The organism is Piscinibacter defluvii, from assembly GCF_004011805.1.
Classification (GTDB): Bacteria; Pseudomonadota; Gammaproteobacteria; order Burkholderiales; family Burkholderiaceae_C; genus Piscinibacter; species Piscinibacter defluvii.
This window is the reverse complement of sequence record NZ_ML137200.1, coordinates 54703-72989: the sequence shown is the minus strand read 5'-3', so window position 1 is coordinate 72989 and position 18287 is coordinate 54703. Positions and strand designations below refer to the sequence as shown.

The 18287-nt window shown below is 72.3% G+C and carries 15 protein-coding genes; 13 read left to right on the top strand and 2 right to left on the bottom strand.

Annotated features, from left to right (window positions below; genetic code table 11):
- Nucleotides 1-1056, bottom strand: a complete 1056-nt coding sequence (locus D9C15_RS08775; RefSeq protein WP_127997067.1) for a cytochrome-c peroxidase — start codon at nucleotides 1054-1056, stop codon at nucleotides 1-3.
- Nucleotides 1057-1290: 234 nt separating this feature from the next.
- On the opposite strand from D9C15_RS08775, the gene D9C15_RS08770 reads away from it, so the two are divergent.
- The 13 genes from D9C15_RS08770 (at nucleotide 1291) to D9C15_RS08710 (ending at nucleotide 16939) form a co-directional block, all read left to right on the top strand.
- Nucleotides 1291-1620 carry a cupredoxin domain-containing protein gene (locus D9C15_RS08770; protein WP_205854756.1) on the top strand — a complete coding sequence of 110 codons (330 nt, stop codon included), beginning with the start codon at nucleotides 1291-1293 and terminating at the stop codon, nucleotides 1618-1620.
- Nucleotides 1617-2021: a c-type cytochrome gene (locus tag D9C15_RS08765; RefSeq protein WP_164886686.1), complete on the top strand. Its 405-nt coding sequence runs from the start codon at nucleotides 1617-1619 to the stop codon at nucleotides 2019-2021. The genes D9C15_RS08770 and D9C15_RS08765 overlap by 4 nt, the downstream gene beginning before the upstream one ends.
- Before the next feature lie 12 nt (nucleotides 2022-2033).
- Entirely contained in the window at nucleotides 2034-4016 is a 1983-nt protein-coding gene (locus D9C15_RS08760; protein ID WP_127997065.1) for a methyl-accepting chemotaxis protein, read from the top strand.
- Entirely contained in the window at nucleotides 4013-4570 is a 558-nt protein-coding gene (locus D9C15_RS08755; RefSeq protein WP_127997064.1) for an SCO family protein, read from the top strand. The genes D9C15_RS08760 and D9C15_RS08755 overlap by 4 nt, the downstream gene beginning before the upstream one ends.
- 90 nt (nucleotides 4571-4660) lie before the next feature.
- Nucleotides 4661-5443, top strand: a complete 783-nt coding sequence (flgG, locus tag D9C15_RS08750; RefSeq protein WP_127997063.1) for a flagellar basal-body rod protein FlgG — start codon at nucleotides 4661-4663, stop codon at nucleotides 5441-5443.
- Nucleotides 5443-6195: a flagellar basal body L-ring protein FlgH gene (locus D9C15_RS08745; protein WP_240668340.1), complete on the top strand. Its 753-nt coding sequence runs from the start codon at nucleotides 5443-5445 to the stop codon at nucleotides 6193-6195. The genes flgG and D9C15_RS08745 overlap by 1 nt, the downstream gene beginning before the upstream one ends.
- A gap of 20 nt (nucleotides 6196-6215) precedes the next feature.
- Nucleotides 6216-7391: a flagellar basal body P-ring protein FlgI gene (locus D9C15_RS08740; protein WP_127997062.1), complete on the top strand. Its 1176-nt coding sequence runs from the start codon at nucleotides 6216-6218 to the stop codon at nucleotides 7389-7391.
- 7 nt (nucleotides 7392-7398) lie between these two features.
- Entirely contained in the window at nucleotides 7399-8217 is an 819-nt protein-coding gene (gene flgJ / locus D9C15_RS08735) for a flagellar assembly peptidoglycan hydrolase FlgJ (protein ID WP_127997061.1), read from the top strand.
- Between the two features lie 3 nt (nucleotides 8218-8220).
- The gene (flgK, locus tag D9C15_RS08730; RefSeq protein WP_127997060.1) at nucleotides 8221-10257 is read left to right on the top strand and encodes a flagellar hook-associated protein FlgK; all 2037 of its coding nucleotides are present in this window, start codon (nucleotides 8221-8223) and stop codon (nucleotides 10255-10257) included.
- A 21-nt stretch (nucleotides 10258-10278) separates the two neighbouring features.
- Nucleotides 10279-11475, top strand: coding sequence for a flagellar hook-associated protein FlgL (flgL, locus tag D9C15_RS08725; RefSeq protein WP_127997059.1), 1197 nt, complete (start codon nucleotides 10279-10281; stop codon nucleotides 11473-11475).
- Between the two features lie 11 nt (nucleotides 11476-11486).
- Nucleotides 11487-12689, top strand: a complete 1203-nt coding sequence (locus tag D9C15_RS08720; protein ID WP_240668339.1) for an EAL and HDOD domain-containing protein — start codon at nucleotides 11487-11489, stop codon at nucleotides 12687-12689.
- A 16-nt stretch (nucleotides 12690-12705) separates the two neighbouring features.
- Nucleotides 12706-16302 (top strand): PAS domain-containing sensor histidine kinase, encoded by a 3597-nt coding sequence (locus D9C15_RS08715; protein ID WP_127997058.1) that lies wholly within the window; start codon nucleotides 12706-12708, stop codon nucleotides 16300-16302.
- A 46-nt stretch (nucleotides 16303-16348) separates the two neighbouring features.
- A complete protein-coding gene (locus tag D9C15_RS08710) occupies nucleotides 16349-16939 on the top strand; it encodes a response regulator (RefSeq protein ID WP_240668338.1) in 591 nt (196 codons plus the stop codon).
- 13 nt (nucleotides 16940-16952) lie between these two features.
- Here D9C15_RS08710 and D9C15_RS08705 read toward each other — a convergent pair whose 3' ends face one another.
- Nucleotides 16953-18134, bottom strand: a complete 1182-nt coding sequence (locus D9C15_RS08705) for a sensor histidine kinase (protein WP_127997056.1) — start codon at nucleotides 18132-18134, stop codon at nucleotides 16953-16955.
- Nucleotides 18135-18287 lie beyond the last annotated feature (153 nt).

The following is an 18287-nucleotide window of genomic DNA, read 5'->3' as shown; positions in this document are numbered from 1 at the left end:
TCAGCGCGGCAGGGCCGACATCTGGAAGGCGCGCGGCGGCGTCGACAGCGCCTCCATGAACGCCACCAGCTCGCGCTTCTCCTGCGCCGTCAGGCCGAGCGGGCGCACGTCCTTCGACACGTTGGTGCGCACCTCGCCGCCGCGGTCGTAGTGCTCGACCACGTCCATCAGCGTCGTGGCCGAGCCGTCGTGGAAGAACGGCGCGGTGTTGGCCGCCTCGCGCACCGTCGGTGTCTTGAAGGCGCCCTTGAGCACCGCCAGCGGCTTCTGCGCGTAGCGGCCCATGTCCGGGTTGTCCTTGCCGAACGAGGCCAGGCCGAGGTTGTGGAAGCCGTTGTCCGTGAAGTTCGCGCCCGAGTGGCAGACGGCGCAGTTGCCCTTCTTCGGGTCGAGGAACACCGCGAAGCCCTTGACCTGCTCGGGCGTCATCGCCTTGCGGTCACCGGCCACCCAGCGGTCGAACGGCGAATCCGCGCTGACGACAGTGCGCTCGAAGCTGGCGATCGCCTTGGCCACCGTCTCCGCGCCGATCTCCTGGCCCGGGTAGGCGGCGGCGAAGGCCTCGCGGTAGCCGGCGTTGCCGTTCAGGAAGGCGAACAGCTTCTTCATGTCGGCGTTCATCTCGACGTTGGCCTCCATCGGCCCGAGCGCCTGGTCCTCCAGCGACCTCTTGCGCCCGTCCCACATCTGCAGGCTGTTGTAGGCGGTGTTGTATACGGTCGGCGTGGCGCGCCCGAGCACCTGGCTCTTGGAGCCCTTGGCGGTGGGCAGTCCGTCGGACCAGCCGAACAGCGGGTTGTGGCAGCTCGCGCAGCTCATGTTGCCGTCGCCCGACAGGCGCGGGTCGAAGAACAGCTTCTTGCCCAGCTCGACGCGCGCCGGCGTCGGCTCGTTGCCCTCGGGATAGGGCACGGCCGGCAGCTTCCAGCCTTGCAGGCTCGCGTGGCCGGCCTCGAGGACGACGGTCTGGCCGTTGTGGTCGACCACCGCATCGGCGGCGGCGGCGGCAAATGCGCTGAAGGCGGCGAGGGCCGCGACGACGGTGCGGTACTTCACGAATCGACTCCCGGGTGGTGGGCCGGTCGCGGCCCCTTTGGCCGGACGCGGACCGATCCCTTATCGACGGCCGCGCCGGTCCGCTTGAGCCCGCCGCAGGCGGCGCCACAGAAGCCGTGAAATGTCCCCTCAATTTCTAGGGTGACTGTCCGAAATGGTCCCTATCGTGCCCACAGGTCCGGCGTGCTGGCGCGGGCCTGCGTCACAACCTCCATCAGTCAGGGAGCCACCATCGTGAGTCGAACCTTCCACCGCGCCGCCGGCCTCGTGCTGACCGGCCTGCTGGCCTGCGGTGCCGCCGCGGCCGAAGAGCATGTCGTGACGCAGAAGAACAAGGCCTTCTCGGCCAAGAAACTGAAGCTCAAGGTCGGCGACAGCATCAAGTTCGCCAACGAGGACAGCTTCGCCCACAACGTGTTCTCGCTGTCGGCGGCCAAGAGCTTCGACACCGGCTCGTTCGGCAGCGGTCAGGCGCGCAGCGTGACCTTCGACAAGCCCGGCGCGGTCGAGGTCGAGTGCGCCGTGCACCCGGAGATGCGGCTGGACGTCGAGGTCGCACCGTGACCGCCGTGGCGCGTGCCGCGCGGGCCGTACTCGCCGCGCTGGCGCTCGCCGCCACGGGTGCATTCGCCGCCGAGCCCGCGCCGCAGGGCGCGCTGCTGCCCAAGGACAGCAACGACGCCGCCGTGTTCCGCGGCGGCCTGGTGTTCGCCAACTACTGCGTCACCTGCCACGGCATCAACGCCGACGGCAACGGCCGCGCCGCCCGGCTCTACACGCCGCGGCCGGCCAACCTGCGCACCAGCGACAAGAACGACGCCTACTTCGGCCTGATCATCCGCAAGGGTGGCGGCGCCATCGGCCGCTCGGAGTTCATGCCCACCTGGGAGGCCGAGCTGACCGAGGAGCAGATCCGCGACCTGGTCGCCTACCTGCGCTCGATCAACACCGCGGGCCGCTCCTGAAGGATGCCGGCGATGACCTCGGCGAGCACTTCCCCCCGGTTCGAGTTCTTCCGCCACCACGGTGTGTGGGCACCGGGCGTGCGGCTGTTCCGGCGCCTGCGCTTCCTCGGCAAGGCGGCACTCATCTGCGCCGTGTTCGTGCTGGTGCTGGCGCAGCTGGCCTGGCTGTTCCTGCGCGCGACGCAGGACGACATCGCCAAGTCGCGCCGCGAGCTGGTCGGCCTGGCCGTCGCGCGCGACCTGATGCCGGTGTTCCACCAGGCGCAGCGGCTGCGCGGCCGCCTGCACGCCTCCGGCGGACCGGTCACGCCCGAGGCGCGCGCGCTGATCGACGACATCGAGTCCCGGCTCGGCCGCCTCGAGGCATCGCCCGGCGCAGCGGCGCTGGCGCTTGCCGAGCCGATGAAGTTCGTGCGCCAGGCCTTCGAGCCGCTGAAGCAGCCGGCCGGCGACGGCGAGGACGCCTTCGGCCGCGCCGACGGCCTCGTGCAGCAGCTGCAGCGCACGCTGGTCACGGTGGCCGACCACTCCGGCCTGTCGATGGACCCGGACGCGCCGTCCTACCACCTCGGGCTGGCCTCGCTGCAGGAGGTGCTCGAGGTCGCGGGCATGGTCGGGCGCGTCGGCGACCTGGGCGGCGTCGCGCTCGAGCGCAAGGAGCTCGGCAGCTTCGGCCGGCGCATCGTGCAGGGCGACACCTACGTGCTCTACAAGGCCATCGAGGAACTGTTCGCGCGCTACGAGCGCGTGGCCGCCTCGGACGAGCAGCTCAAGGAGTCGCTCGCCTTCCAGGGCGCCTTCGACCCGGTCAACGCCTTCCTGCGCGGCGTGCGCAAGAGCCTGCTGCCGGACAGCGGGCCCAAGGGCGATGCGGCCGCGTTCGGCGCCGCGGCCCAGTCCGCCACCGACGCGCTGAGCCGGCTGGCCGAGCGTTCGCAGGCTGCCGTGGGCCTGCTGGTCGAGCAGCGCATCGCCCGGCTGGAAGCGGCGCGCAACGCGCAGCTCGCGGCCATCGCCATCGGCTTGCTGCTCGCGGCCTACCTCTTCTACTGCTTCTTCCTGGTGACGCGTGGCGGCATGCGCGAGCTGACCCGCCACATCGAGGCGCTGGCGGCCGGCGACCTGACGACCACGCCGCGCCCCTGGGGCCGCGACGAGGCCGCGGAGGTGATGCACGCGGTCGCCGCGATGCAGGAGTCGCTGCGTGCGCTGATCGGCCAGGTGCGCGCCTGCGCCGACGAGATGCTGCATGCCAGCGCCGAGGTGGCCAGCGGCGCGGAGGACCTGTCGCAGCGCACCGAGCTGGCGGCCGGCCGGCTGCAGCAGACCGCCGCGACGATGGACTCGATGGCCCGCTCGGTGCAGGACACCGGGCAGACGATCGCCGAGTCGGCGCAGCTCGGGCAGGGCACCTCCGAGGCGGCCGTGCGCAGCCAGCAGGTGATCGGCGAGGTGGTCGGCACGATGCACGGCATCGAGGCCTCGTCGCGCCGCGTCGGCGACATCCTCGGCGTGATCGACGGCATCGCGTTCCAGACCAACATCCTGGCGCTGAACGCCGCCGTCGAGGCGGCGCGTGCCGGCGAGCACGGTCGCGGCTTCGCCGTCGTGGCCGGCGAGGTGCGCGCGCTGGCGCAACGCTCGGCCGCCGCGGCGCGCGAGATCAAGGGCCTGATCGCCGAGAGTGCCGGGCAGACCGCCCAGGGCACGCGCGCGGTCGACGCCGCGGGCGGCGCGATGGACGAGCTGCTCGGCAACATCCGCACGATCAGCGAGCGGCTGCAGCAGGTGCGCTCGATCACCGAGCAGCAGAGCCGCGGCGTCGTCGAGGTGAGTGCCTCGGTGGCCCAGCTCGACGCGGACACGCAGCGCAATGCCGCGCTGGTGGAGCAGACCTCCGCCGCCGCGCTGTCGATGAAGTCCAAGGCCGCCGAGCTGGCGGCGACGGCCGCGCGCTTCACGCTGCCCTCGGCCGGCGTGCGCGACACGGCATGAACGGCCCGCGCCGGCGCGAGCTGCTGCTGGCCGCCGGCGCGCTGGCGGCCGCGCCGCTGCGCGCGGCGCTGCGCGACGGTCCGGTGCAGCCGCCCGAGCTGGCGCCCGACCTGCTGCTCACCGATGCCGCCGGCCGGCGCCGGCGGCTGGCCAAGCTGCTGCAGGGCCGCGTCACGCTGGTGCAGCTGATGTTCACCGGCTGCAGCACGGTCTGCCCGACGCAGGGCCTGCTGTTCGCCACGCTGGCGGCGCGGCCGCGTGCGGTGGAGATCGGCTGGCTGTCGATCAGCATCGACGCGCTGGGCGACGACCCGGCGCGCCTGGCCGCCTGGCAGGCGAAACACGGCGCGCATCCGGCCTGGCAGGCCGCGGTGCCGGGCGTGGGAGATGTCGAGCGGCTGTCCACCTGGCTGCGCGGTGTGCCGGTCAAGCCGGGCACGCACAACACGCAGGCCTATGCCGTGGATGCGGCGGGGCGGCTGCGCTGGCGCAGCGGGGAGCAGCCGAGCGCGGCGGAGATCGAACGGGTCGTCAGCGCGCTCGCCGGCGCCTGAGAAAGCCCCGCCTTCGCCGCGCTTTTCGGCGCATCGCCGCGCTTCAGCCGCGGGCACGATGGAGAGGACCATAGAAAGGGCCTGCCCATCATGATGCGATCGCTGTGGACCTCGAAGACCGGCATGGAAGCCCAGCAGACCCAGCTGGACGCGATCTCGCACAACCTGGCCAACGCCTCGACCAACGGCTACAAGAAGTCGCACGTGGTGTTCGAGGACCTGATGTACCAGAACCTGCGCCAGGCCGGCGCCGCGAGCACCGAGCAGACCACCCTGCCCACCGGGCTGCAGGTCGGCCTGGGCACGCGTGCGGTGGCCAACGTGCGCAGCTTCACGCAGGGCAACCTGCAGCAGAGCGGCAACACGCTGGACGTGGCGATCCAGGGCAACGGCTTCTTCCAGGTGCAGATGCCCGACGGCACCACCGGCTACACGCGCGACGGCTCGTTCCAGGTCGACGCGCAGGGCCAGCTGGTCACGAACAACGGCTACCCGGTGCTGCCCGGCATCACCATCCCGCCCAACGCGACCTCGGTGACGATCGGCAACGACGGCACGGTGGGCGCCACGCTGCCCGGCCAGGCGGCGCCGCAGACGCTCGGCCAGCTGCAACTGGCGAGCTTCGTCAACCCGGCCGGTCTCGACCCCAAGGGCCAGAACCTGTACGCCGAGACGGCCGCCTCCGGCACCGCCAACATCGGCGCGCCGGGCAGCAACGCACTCGGCACGCTGCGCCAGGGCTTCGTCGAGACCAGCAACGTCAACGTGGTCGAGGAGCTGATCGGCATGATCCAGACCCAGCGCGCCTACGAGCTCAACTCGAAGGCGATCCAGACCTCCGACCAGATGCTGCAGAAGCTGGGGCAGCTGTGATGATGGTCCCCCCCCGTAGCGCCTTCGGCGCTCCCCCCCAGGGGGGCGCCGCCAGCGGCCCGGCGAAGCCGGTTCCGCGGCGGCCGCTTGGTCTGGTGCTGCTGGGTGTGCTGGCGGTGCTGGCCGGCTGCTCGACGCTGAACGCGCCGCCCAAGGTCGACGTGGCCGAACCGGTCTACGTGCAGCCGCAGGTGGTGGCCGTGCCGGTGGTCAACAACGGCTCGATCTTCCAGTCCGCGAGCTACCGGCCGCTGTTCGAGGACCACCGCGCGCGCCTGGTGGGCGACACCATCACGGTGCAGATCGTCGAGAAGGTCTCGGCGGTGCAGAAGAGCACCAGCAGCATCGACAAGAGCGGCGAGCTCTCGGCCGGCGTCACCGCGCTGCCGGGCATCGCGCCGAACTCCTTCGGCCGCGCGAGCGCCGCCGGCAGCTCGAGCAACAGCTTCTCCGGCAAGGGCAGCACCGAGAACAGCAACGACTTCTCCGGCACCATCACCGCGGTGGTCACCGGCGTGCTGCCCAACGGGCACCTGCTGATCGCCGGCGAGAAGCAGATCGGCGTGAACCACAACGTCGACGTGCTGCGCTTCTCCGGCCAGGTCGACCCGCGCGCCATCCAGCCCGGCAACAGCGTGCCCTCGGCGCAGATCGCCAACGTGCGCATCGAGCACCGCGGCCGCGGCGCCCAGGCCGAGGCGCAGGGAATTGGCTGGCTGGCGCGTTTCTTTTTGAACGTTCTGCCGATTTAAGCCCGCGAAGAATGGGAGTCATGAAGCATGACTCCGTCTTCGGCGACCTCGGCACCCTCGGGCAGGACGACCGCGTCGAGCGGCTGATCCGCGGCTTGATCGTGCTCGCCGCGGTGCTGGCCAGCGCCGCGCTGTGGTGGCCCGCGCAGGCCCACGCCGCGCGCATCAAGGAAGTGGCCTCGGTGCAGGGCGTGCGCAGCAACCCGCTGGTGGGCTACGGCCTGGTCGTGGGCCTGGACGGCACCGGCGACCAGACCACCTCGGCCCCGTTCACGACGCAGAGCCTGAACGCGATGCTGCAGCAGATGGGCGTGACCGTGCCGCCCGGCGCCAGCATGCAGCTGAAGAACGTCGCGGCGGTGATGGTCACCGCGCAGCTGCCGCCCTTCGCCCAGCCCGGCCAGGCGGTCGACGTGGTGGTCTCCTCGATGGGCAACGCCAAGAGCCTGCGCGGCGGCACGCTGATCGCCACGCCGCTGAAAGGCGCCGACGGCCAGGTCTACGCGCTGGCGCAGGGCAACGTGGTGGTCGGCGGCGCCGGCGCCTCGGCGGCCGGCTCCAAGGTGCAGATCAACCACCTGAGCGCCGGGCGCATCCCCGACGGCGCCACCGTCGAGCGCAGCGTGCCGACGCCGCTGAACCAGGGCGAGTACCTGCAGCTCGACCTGAACAGCAACGACTACCACACCGCGCGCGAGGTGGCCCGGGCCATCAACGGCAAGATGGGCGAGGGCACCGCCCAGGCCATGGACGGACGCGTGGTGCGCGTGCGCATGCCCGCCACGCCGGACGCGCGCGTGGCCTTCCTGGCCGACGTGGAGAACCTCGACGTCGCGCAGGCCGTGCCGGCGGCGCGCGTGGTGATCAACGCGCGCACCGGCTCGATCGTGATGAACCAGGCGGTCACGCTGTCCTCCTGCGCGGTGGCGCACGGCAACCTGTCGGTGACGATCTCCAGCACGCCGGTGGTCAGCCAGCCCGGGCCGTTCTCCAACGGCAGCACGGTCTCGCGCGACAAGGCGGACATCACGATCAACCAGCAGCCCGGCTCGATCATCCAGATGCCGGCCGGCACGCAGCTGGTCGACGTGGTCAAGGCGCTCAACTCGCTCGGCGCGACGCCGCAGGACCTGCTGGCCATCCTGCAGGCCATCAAGGCCGCCGGGGCGCTGAACGCGGAACTGGAAGTCATCTGAGGCCGGCATGGCAGTCTCGCCCACGTCCAACACCTCCATCGACGCGCTGCGCGCCAGCGCGGCGAAGGACCCGAAGGCGGCGATCAAGGAGGCCGCGAAGCAGTTCGAGGCGCTGTTCATGCAGCAGCTGATGAAGAGCATGCGCGACGCCTCGCTCGCTTCCGGCATGCTGGACAACGAGACCAGCGCGCTCGGCACCGAGATGCTGGACACGCAGTTCGCCACCAAGCTCACCGGCATGAAGGGCGGGCTGTCGGAGGTGATCGCGCGCCAGCTCGAGCGCCAGATGAGCGGTGCCCAGCCGGCCGTGCCGGCCGTGCCGGAGACGGCACCCAGGCCCGGCAAAGCCGGCCCGACCCAGGCCGCGTTCGTCGAGCAGCACAGCGACGCCGCCGAGGCGGCCGAGAAGGCCAGCGGCATCCCGGCCGCCTTCATGGTGGCGCAGGCGGCCCACGAATCGGGCTGGGGCAGGCGTGAGATCCGGAACGCGGACGGCAGCAGCTCGCACAACCTGTTCGGCATCAAGGCCGGGCCGGGCTGGAAGGGCCCGGTCGCCGAGGTGACGACCACCGAATATGTCGACGGGCAGGCCAAGAAGGTCACGGCGAAATTCCGCGCCTACGGCTCGTATGCCGAGTCCTTCGCCGACTACGCGCGGATGATCAGCACCAGCCCGCGCTACACCGGCGTGATGCAGTCCACCGGCAGCGCGGTGGGCTTCGCGCAGAACCTGCAGAAGGCCGGCTACGCCACCGACCCGGCCTATGCCGACAAGCTGGCCCGGACGATCAACACCACGCTGCGGTTGCAGCGGGCGATGGGGTAATTCATGGCTGCCGGCGCACTCTTGTCCCTGGGCATGCGCGCGATGAACGCGAACTACGCCGCGTTGCAGGCCACCGGCCACAACATCGCCAATGCCAACACCGCGGGCTACTCGCGCCAGACCGTGGAGCTGGCCTCCAGCGGCGGCCAGTTCACCGGCGCGGGCTTCTTCGGCAAGGGCGTCGACGTGGCGACCGTGTCGCGCGCGCACAGCGACTTCCTGACCCGCGAAGCGGCCGTCACCGCCTCGGTGGCCGCCGCCGACGAGGCACGCTTTCGCCAGCTGCAGCAGATGGAGAAGGTGTTCCCGCTCGGCGAGGACGGCATCGGCTACGCCGCCTCGCAGATGTTCAACGCCTTCGTCGACGTGGCCAACAAGCCGGCCGACGCCTCCTCGCGCCAGGTGGTGCTGGCGCGCACCGGGGAGTTCGCCGCGCGGCTCGCGGCCGCGGCCGGTCAGCTCGACACCATCCAGTCCGGCGTGACCGAGGAGATCCGCAACAGCATCAGCGCGGTGAACATGCTGGCCGGCAAGGTGGCCACGCTGAACAACCAGATCGCCGCCGCCAAGGGCGCCGGCCACTCGCCCAACGACCTGCTCGACCAGCGCGACCAGGCCATCAAGGAGCTCTCCGGCTACCTGCAGGTGTCCACCGTGTCGGCGCCGGACGGCTCGCTGAGCGTGTTCATCGGCGGCGGCCAGAAGCTGGTGCTCGGCGCGGTGCCGACCCGGCTGGTGGCCGTGACCGACCAGTTCGACCCCTCGCGCCTGCAGCTCGGCGTGGACGACTCGGGCTCGCTGCGCGAGATGCCCAACGAGCTGCTGTCCGGCGGCTCGATCGCCGGGCTGATCCGCTTCCAGAACGAGGACCTGGTGGCCGCGCGCAACCAGCTCGGCCAGCTCGCCTCGGCGGTGGCCGGCAACCTGAACCGCCAGCAGGCGCTCGGCCTGGACGGCCGCACGCCGCCGCAGTTCGGCGACCCGCTGCTGCGCCTGGGCGCGCCGGCCGTGCTGCCGTCCTCGGGCAACGCGGCGGTGGCCGGCGTGCCGGTGGCCAGCTACGTGAACGGCAGCGGTGTGCGCGTGCCGAGCGTCGGGCTGACCATCGTCGAGCCCAGCGAGCTGCAGGCGAGCGACTACGAGCTCTACGCCGACCCGACGCTGCCGGCCGGCAGCTACACGCTGACGCGCAAGAGCGACGGCACCAGCCAGACCGTCAGCAACGGCTCGCTGGTCGACGGCTTCCGTGTCGACATCGCCGCACCCGCCCCGGCGGCGCGCGACCGCTTCCTGCTGCAGCCGGTGGCCAACGCGGCACGCAACGCCGCGCGGGTGCTGAGCGATCCGAAGGGCCTGGCCGCCGCATCGCCGGTGGCGGCGACCTTCGCCGTGGCCAACACCGGGACCGCCGCCTCGGCCGGGCTGGCCGCCACCGCGGTGAACGCGAGCGCGGCGCCCTTGTCGGCCACCATCACCTTCACCGACGACAGCGGCAACTACAGCTGGACGCTGCGCGACGCCAGCAACGCGGTGGTGCGCAGCGGCACCGGCAGCTGGAGCGCCGGCCAGCCGATCCGCAGCGACGCCTGGACGCCGGCCACGCCGGCGCAGCAGGTCGACTGGTCGCTGCAGCTGTCTGGCGTGCCCAGGAGCGGCGACGTGATCGGCATCGCGGCGACGCAGTTCGCGGCCGCCGACAACGGCAATGCCAACGCGATGTTGGCGTTGCGCGACGCCGGCATCGTCGGCCGCCAGCAGCTCGGCGCCGGCCTCACCGTGCCCGGCATCACCGTCACCGACGCCTATGCCAACGTGCTGGCCGAGGTCGGCGTGCGCGTGCAGGGAGCCGAGCTGTCGTACCAGCAGTCGACCACCATCGCCGAGGACGCCAAGAAGGCGCTGGACGACAAGACCGGCGTCAACCTCGACGAGGAGGCGGCGCGGCTGATCCAGTTCCAGCAGAGCTACCAGGCGGCGGCCAAGATGCTGCAGGTGGCCCAGTCGCTGTTCGACACCCTGCTCCAGACGGCCGGCGTCTGATTCCCCGTGAAAGCCTGACCCATGCGCATCAGCACTGCCCACGCCCACGACCAGGCCATCGAGACGCTGATGAAGCGCCAGGTCGAGCTGACCGACCTGCAGGACCAGCTGACCACCGGCAAGCGTGTCGCCAAGGCGAGCGACGACCCGGCCGCAGCGGCACGTGCCGAGCGCGCGCTGGCCGGCGTGCTGCGCGCCGACACCAGCCAGCGTGCGGTGGAGGCGAGCCGCACCGTGATGTCGCAGACCGAGAGCGCGATGTCCGACGCGGAGGACCTGCTGCAGGAGGCGCGCGAGGGCCTGGTGGCGGCCGGCAACGCCTCCTACAGCGACCAGGAGCGCGCCGGTCTGGCGGCCAAGCTGCGGGCGATCCGCGAGCAGCTGCTGTCGGTGGCCAACCGCACCGACGGCGCCGGCACCTATCTCTTCGGCGGGCAGAGCGCGAGCGCCGTGCCCTTTGCCGACCAGCCCGGCGGCGTGGCCTACCAGGGACTGACCGGCGAGGTGCGCACCGAGGGCGGCACCGACCTGCCGCTGTCGGCCGACGGCTCGTCGGTGTTCATGAGCGCACGCACCGGCAACGGCGTGTACGTCACCAGCGCGGCGGCCGGCGTGACCGGCGCATGGATCGACAACGGCCAGGTCAGCGACCCCGGCGCCCTGACCGGCGCGAACTACACGATCCAGTTCAGCGTCTCCGGCGCCGGCACCACCTACGCGGTGCTGCAGAACGGCAACCCGACCGCGATCACCGCCGCGCCCTACACCAGCGGGCAGGACATCGCGGTCGACGGCATGACCTTCAAGATCAGCGGTGTGCCGGCCAACGGCGACCAGTTCACGATCGCGCCCTCGACGCCGACGCTGTCGGTGTTCGACACGCTGGACCGCGCGATCAACCAGCTTTCGACGCCCGGCCGCAGCGCGGCGCAGATCGCCCAGGGCAACACCGACGCGCTGCGCGACATCGACCAGTCCATGGGCCAGATGCAGCGTGCCCGCGCCGTGGCCGGCGAGGTGCTGGCGCGCATCGAGCACGAGACCAGCCGCCTCGACACGCAGAAGCTCGCCAACCAGACCGAGCGCAGCCGGGCCGAGGACCTGGACATGACGCAGGCCATCTCCGAGTTCCAGAACCGGCAAACCGGCTACGATGCCGCGCTGAAGTCGTACTCGATGGTCCAGCGCCTGTCCCTCTTCCAGTACCTCAACAGCTGAGACCACAGATCATGTTGGACGTCGCGATCCTCGGCCAGGTGGCCTTCGGCTACTCGCCCTTCATCGACAAGAACCGCGCCGTCTCGGCGACGCGGCTCACCGTCTTCCCGCTCAAGCCCGACCAACTGCCCGACGCGGCGCAGTTGCTGCACGCGATCGGCGGCGTCTGGCCGGCCGACGGCGGGCGCGTCTCGCTGAACGTCACCAGCGAGTCGCTGCTGCAGGAGCTGATGGACGCGCAGCCGGCCGCCAACGTGATGGTCGAGATCCCGGCCTTCATGGCGGTGGACCCGGCCAACAGCGCCGCCATCGCCGCGCTGCACCGCAACGGCAACACGCTGCTGCTCAAGGGCCGGCCCCTGCAGGAGCTGCCGCGCGAGGTGCTGCCCTGCTTCAAGTACTCGATCATCGACCTGGCCGACGAGCGCCGCGTCGACGGTTCGCAGCCGCCGCCGGGGGTGACGCGCAACATCCCGCACGTGCAGGCCGGCGTGCGCACGGTCGCCGAGATGGAGCAGGCCTTCGCGCGCGGTGCGCAGGCCGTGCTCGGCTGGCCGATCGACGACGTGATCGCCTCGGGCGCCGTCAAGTCCAAGACCGCCGGCCAGCCCGACATGCAGGTGATGCTCGAGCTGATCCGCCTGGTCGACGCCGAGGCGCCGATCGACAGGCTCGAGGCCACGCTCAAGCGCGACCCGTCGCTCGCATTCAAGCTGATGCGCTACATCAACTCGCCGGCCTTCGGCCTGCGGGTGGAGATCAGCTCCTTCGGCCACGCGCTGATGATGCTCGGCTACCAGCGCCTGAAGCGCTGGCTGGCGCTGCTGCTGGCCACCGGCAGCAAGGACCCGAACCTCAAGCCGGTGATGTTCGCCGCGGTGCGCCGCGGCCTGCTGGCCGAGGAGCTCGGCCGCGCCGGCAGCGACGAGGAGATGCGCAACGAGCTGTTCATCTGCGGCGTGTTCTCGCTGCTGGACCGCATGTTCCAGCAGCCCTTCGCCGAGCTGCTGGGCAACATCCCGGTGCCGGCACGTGTCCACCAGGCGCTGGTGGAGGAGAGCGGCCCGTTCCAGCCCTACATGGCGATGGTGCGGGCGATCGAGAACGAGTCGCTGTACGACTTCCGCGAGGCCGCCGACGCGCTGATGATGAGCGTCAGCGAGGTCAACCGCGCCCAGCTGCGCGCACTCACCGCGGCGGGGCAGCTGGAGTGACGCGCATGGGACGGGCGTGGCACTGAAGGGCCCGGTCCGTCCCGAGACCCGGCTGCCGCTGGCGGCCTGGTACGAGTTCTTCGACACGCTCGGCGACGCGGTCGCCGTGCTCGATCTCGGTGCCACGGTGGTGTTCGCCAACACGGCCGCGCTGCGCCTGGTGCCGCCGGCGCTCGGCGCCACGCTCGGGCAGTTGCGCGGCGCGCTCGGCGACGCCGCCACCGACTGGCTGCTGGCCGCGCATGGCGGGCGCGCCCGCAGCGCCGAGCCGCCGCCGGTGCAGCTTCCGGACGGCCGGCGCGCCACGCTCGCCTGGCGCCGTCTGCCCAGCGGCCACGCGCTGCTGCGCCTGCAGGCCGACCCGGCGCCCGTGCCGGCGGCCGCGCTGCCCGCCGCCGAGGCCACCGGCCCGTGGTGGGACGGTCCGTTCCCGGCCATGCTGCAGGATGCGGCGTTCCGCCTGGTCGACGTCAACGCGGCCTTCGTCGAGTTCAGCGGCCGGCCGCGCGAGGCGCTGATCGGGCGTGACCCGATCGAGCTGCAGCCCGAGGAGGACCGCGCCACCGCGCTGGCCGCGCGCGAGGTGGCGCGCGCCCAGGGTGGCGTGCCGCCGCTGTACGAGCGCCGCATCGTCGATGCCGCCGGGCGCGAGCGCTGGTTCCGCGGCACGCGCCAGCGCCTGGCCGATGAGCAGGGCGGCACGCTGTGGCTCACGCTGATGCAGGACTCCACCGCCGAGCACGTGGCGCGCGAACGCGCCGACCGTTCGGCGCGCGAGCTCGACGACTGGTTCGACCTGAGCCCGCTGGGCATGGTGCTGTACGACGAACGCGGCCTGCTGGTGCGTTGCAACCCGGCCTTCGAGGCGCTGGCCGGCAGCGCGCCGGTCACGCTGCCGGAGGCCCCCGCGCCGCTGCAGGAGCTGCTGGGCTGGCAGGGCGAGGCGGCGCTGCCGGGGCTGCAGCCGGCCGCCGCGCCGCTGGAGACCCGTGTCTGGCTCGACGGTCCCGAAGGCGGGCCGCGCCGGTTGCGAGCCATCGTGCGCTGCTACAAGGCACCGGGCGGCAAGCGGCGCTACATGGCGGTGGTGGAGGACCGCAGCGTCGAGGAGGAGCGCGACCTCGCCCAGATGCAGATCGGCGCGATGATGGACACCGCCGGCGTCGGCCTGGCCACCTTCCAGGAGTCCTCCGGCTGGGTGCGCCGGCCCGCGGCCGCCGGCGCGGCGCCGTCCGGCCCGTCGGCGCTGCAGGCGATCGGGCGCGACGTGGTGGTGCCCGAGTCGCTGCCCGAGTTCGAGCGCCTGCAGCAGGCGCTGAAGAACGCCGAGCGCGCCGAGGTGCGCTACGCGATCCGCCACCCCGAGCTGGGGCTGCGCTGGCTGCTGACGCGGGTCGAGCCGGCCACGCTGTCCTCCGGCAAGCGCACCACCTCGGTCGTCACGCTCGACTTCACCGAGCAGCAGCAGGCCCAGCTGCGCGCCGAGGAGCTGCTGCGCGAGATGAGCAACATCCTCGAGAGCACGGTGACCGGCATCGCGCAGCTGCGCGGCGGGCTGCTGGTGCGCTGCAACCGGCGCTTCGAGGCCATGCTCGGGCTGGCGCCCGGCAGCGCGGTCGGGCGCGGTCTGGGCGCGCTGGTGGGCGACGCCACCGCCACGCAGCGCCAGCTGCTCGAGACACTGCGCACGCTCGCACCCGGCGCGCTGCACGAGACCGAGTTCGAACTCGCCGCGCCCGGCGCCGCGCCGCACTGGTACGCGCTGTCGGTGCGCCGCACCGACGACGGCGGCAATGCGCACGAGCTGATCGCGGTGCTGTCCGACATCACCCGGCTCAAGCTGCAGCAGGCCGAGCTGGAGCAGGTGGCGCGCGAGCGCGAGCTGATGTTCAGCCTGTCCGAGGTCGGCATCGCCTATGTCCGCGAGGGGCGCATCCAGCGCGCCAACGAGGCGCTGGCGCAGCTGACCGCCTGGCCGGTGGGCGAGCTGGCCGGGCTGACGCTGTCGACGCTGTACGCCGACCCGGCCGAGTTCGCGCGCCGCTGGCCGCAGCAGGAGCAGGCGCTGCGCGAGGACGGCCGCTGGAGTGGCGAGCTGCAACTGCGCCGGCGCGACGGCTCGCTGCTGTGGGTGCAGGCCGGCTTGCGCCTGGCCGCCGACGCCGACCCGGCGCGCGGCTTCATCGCCTCGTACGTGAACGTGGACGCGCGCCACCGCGCCGAGCTCGCCGTGGCGCTGCAGGCCGAACGCACGCGCGCGATCCTCGATTCGGTGCTGGTGGGCATCGTGATCGTCGGCAAGCAGGGCATCGAGTGGATGAACCGCTCGGCGCGGCGCATGTTCGGCGGCGACCTGGCCGACTTCCTGAACCAGCCGATTTCCACCGTCGCGACGCCCGAGCCGGGCCACCCGTTCCGCCGCACCCACTACCTGGAGGAGCTGCCGGAGGGCCAGGCCGAGACCTTCGAGTGCCGCGTCAAGGCGCGCGACGGGCGCGAGTTCTGGGTAGTGGGCAACGCGGTGGTGACCGGGCGCGAATCGACCGGCCGGCAGCTCACCTATGCGCTGCTCGACATCGAGCGCCGCCGCCAGGCCGAGGCGCGGGTCGGCGAGGCGCAGGCCTCGCTGCAGCGCATCATCGAGGCCGCGCCGATGGCCATCACGCTGCGCGACGCCCGCACCTTGAAGATCCTGCAGATCAACCGGGTCGCGGCGCGCAGCCTGCACCGCACGCCCGACGAGCTGATCGGCCGCACGCCGGAACAGGTGTTCCTGCCGCGCGTGGCGGCGCAGCGCCGCGCCGACATGGAGCAGGCACTGGCCGCGCGCGAGCTGCTGCAGCGCGAGTACCGCGTGCAGGAGGGCGGCGCGACGGTGGTGTGGGACGCGCGCTACCTGCCGCTGGCCGCCGTGCCCGGCCAGCCGCCCGACCAGCTGCTGCTGGTGGCCACCGACGTGACCGAGCAGCGCGCCGCGCAGGAGGCGCGTTTCGAGGCCGCCATCGCGCAGCGCGAGATGCTGGTCAAGGAGGTGCACCACCGCATCAAGAACAACCTGCAGGGCGTGGCCGGCCTGCTGCAGCAGATCGGCCAGCGCAAGCCCGAGGTGGCCGGCGTGATGTCCGAGGTGATCGGCCAGGTGCAGGCGATCGCGCAGGTCTACGGCCTGCAGGTCGGCGTGACCGGGCCGTTGCGCATCAAGAGCGTGGTCGAGGCGATCACCGGCTCGGTGCAGCGCACCTTCGGGCGCACGATCGCCTTCGCCGTCGAGGGGCCGCAACCGCACGCCTGGGCGCTGCCGGAGGCCGAGTCGATCCCGATCGCGCTGACCGTGAACGAGCTGCTGACCAATGCGGTCAAGCACAGCCAGGACAGCGTCTGCTGCACGCTCGGCTGCGACGAGCAGGGCGTGCAGCTGGTCATCGCCAACCGGGCGCGACTGCCCGAGGGCTTCAGCCTGGCGCGCTATCCGGGCGGCGTGTCGGGCCTCGGCCTGGTGCGCGCGCTGCTGCCGCGCCGCAGCGCCACCCTCGCGATCGAGCAGCACGGCGACACGGTGCGGGCGTGTGTCACGCTCCGGCCGCCCTGCATCACCCGGTTGCCACCCGCATGAGTGCAGGCGCGGCGATTGCCCGACAATGCCGGCTCGGGAGCGCAGCGTGAGCGACAAGGGCACGATCCTCGTGGTGGACGACGACCGGCTGGTGCTGGCCACGCTGGCGCATGGCCTGTCGCAGGCCGGCTACCGCGTGATCGACGCCGACAACGGCGACGACGCCATCCTGCTGGCGCGCGAGCACAAGCCCGACCTGGCGCTGCTGGACATCCGCATGGAAGGCAAGAGCGGCTTCGACGTGGCCGCCTACCTGCGCGAGTACTGCCAGATCCCGTTCATGTTCCTGTCCGCCTTCTCGGACGACGCGACGGTGGCGCAGGTCAAGGCGCTCGGGGCCGTCGCCTACCTGGTCAAGCCGCTGGACATCCGCCAGATCGTGCCGGCCGTCGAGGCCGCGCTCGGACAGGCGGGGCGGCGCGTCCCGGCGCCGCCGGTGACTGCGGCGCCGGCCGACGCGGCGCTCGCGCCGGGTGTCGCGATGGCGGTGGGCGTGCTGATGCACCGCTACTCGCTCGCCCGCGGCCCCGCGCTGGAGCGCCTGCAGCGCCTGGCGCGCAACGAGAACCGTCCGCTGGCCGAGCAGGCCGAGCGTGTGCTGCAGGCCGTCGAGCTGCTGTCGGCCAGCGGCGACTGACCGGCCCGGCTGCTCAGCCCGGCGGCAGCGTGAAGTGGAAGGCCGCGCCGCGGTCTACCTCGGCCTCCGCCCAGACCTCGCCGCCGTGCCGGCGCACGATGCGCCGCACGGTCGCCAGGCCGATGCCGGTGCCCTGGAAATCGCTCGCGCTGTGCAGGCGCTGGAACACGCCGAACAGCCGGTCGGCGAAGCGCATGTCGAAGCCGGCGCCGTTGTCGCGCACCGTGAAGGTGTCGGCGCGCTGCGGGTGGCGCTGCAGCCAGACCTCCGGCGCGCGGCACTTGCCGGTGTACTTCCACGCATTGCCCAGCAGGTTCTCGAGCACGAGGCGCAGCAGCGTCGGATCGCCGCTGACCTGCAGGCCGGGCTCGACGTGCAGGGCCACCTCGCGTCCGGGGGTCTGGCGGCGCAGGTCCTCGGCCACGTAGCCGGCCAGCTGGCTCAGGTTGACCGGCTGGCGCACCAGCGGCTGCGAGGTCAGCCGCGACAGCGCCAGCAGCGCGTCGATCATGCTGTTCATGCGCGCGGCGGCGCCCAGCACCCGGTCGAGGTGGTCGTTGCCGATGCGGTCGAGCACGCGCCCGTAGTCTTCCTTGAGGATCTTGGTGAATCCCTCGACGACGCGGATCGGCGCCCGCAGGTCGTGCGAGACGGTGTAGCTGAACGAGGCCTGCTCGGCGTCGGCGGCGTCACCGTTGGCGTTGCCGGCCTCGGCCGGCGTCGCGACGAATTCCGGCAGCTCGCGCAGCAGGCCGTCGTGGCCGGCGAAGCCGCCGCGTTCGTCGCTGCGCGGCGCGGCGCGCAGCAGCGCGCGCCGCGGCGGCGTGCCCGGCGCCGGCGCGAAGCTCACCGCCAGGTCATGCAGCGCCTCACCGGCCTCGAGCCGGGCGCGCATGTTGGCGCTGTCCTCGGGGCGCAAGCGCTCCCAGATCGCGCCGCCGGGCTCGCCCGGGGTCTGCGGGTGACCATGCGGCGCCTGGAGCAACGTCAGGCGGCCCTGGACGTCGCTCTGCCAGCGCCACTGGTCGAGCAGCGATTCGAGCCGGCGCAGCGCCTCGCGGGCCTCGCGCAGCTCGGCCGCCAGGCGTGCCTGGCGGCGCCAGACCCACCAGGCCAGCAGGGCGCCCGCCAGCAGGGAGGGCGCCGCGATCGCCCACCACGGCCAGGTCGCGAACTCCGAGGCGGCATCCGGCATGCGACCGATTGTAAGGACCGACTTCGTGATGGCTGCCCGCGGCGTGGGTTCAAGTTCGTCCCCGGCGGGCCGAAGTCACGGCCACGTTGCCGCGGCCCCTCGCACCCCGCGCCGGCGGATCGACTGAAATGAAGCCCCCGAGCTCGCCTTCGC

Excerpts from the sequence above, each read along its gene's own strand:
- D9C15_RS08760 (WP_127997065.1), top strand. The coding sequence starts at position 2,034 with ATGACCTCGGCGAGCACTTCCCCCCGGTTCGAGTTCTTCCGCCACCAC.
- D9C15_RS08755 (WP_127997064.1), top strand. The coding sequence starts at position 4,013 with ATGAACGGCCCGCGCCGGCGCGAGCTGCTGCTGGCCGCCGGCGCGCTG.
- flgG (WP_127997063.1), top strand. The coding sequence starts at position 4,661 with ATGATGCGATCGCTGTGGACCTCGAAGACCGGCATGGAAGCCCAGCAG.
- D9C15_RS08745 (WP_240668340.1), top strand. The coding sequence starts at position 5,443 with ATGATGGTCCCCCCCCGTAGCGCCTTCGGCGCTCCCCCCCAGGGGGGC.
- D9C15_RS08740 (WP_127997062.1), top strand. The coding sequence starts at position 6,216 with ATGAAGCATGACTCCGTCTTCGGCGACCTCGGCACCCTCGGGCAGGAC.
- flgJ (WP_127997061.1), top strand. The coding sequence starts at position 7,399 with ATGGCAGTCTCGCCCACGTCCAACACCTCCATCGACGCGCTGCGCGCC.
- flgK (WP_127997060.1), top strand. The coding sequence starts at position 8,221 with ATGGCTGCCGGCGCACTCTTGTCCCTGGGCATGCGCGCGATGAACGCG.
- flgL (WP_127997059.1), top strand. The coding sequence starts at position 10,279 with ATGCGCATCAGCACTGCCCACGCCCACGACCAGGCCATCGAGACGCTG.
- D9C15_RS08720 (WP_240668339.1), top strand. The coding sequence starts at position 11,487 with ATGTTGGACGTCGCGATCCTCGGCCAGGTGGCCTTCGGCTACTCGCCC.
- D9C15_RS08705 (WP_127997056.1), bottom strand. The coding sequence starts at position 18,134 with ATGCCGGATGCCGCCTCGGAGTTCGCGACCTGGCCGTGGTGGGCGATC.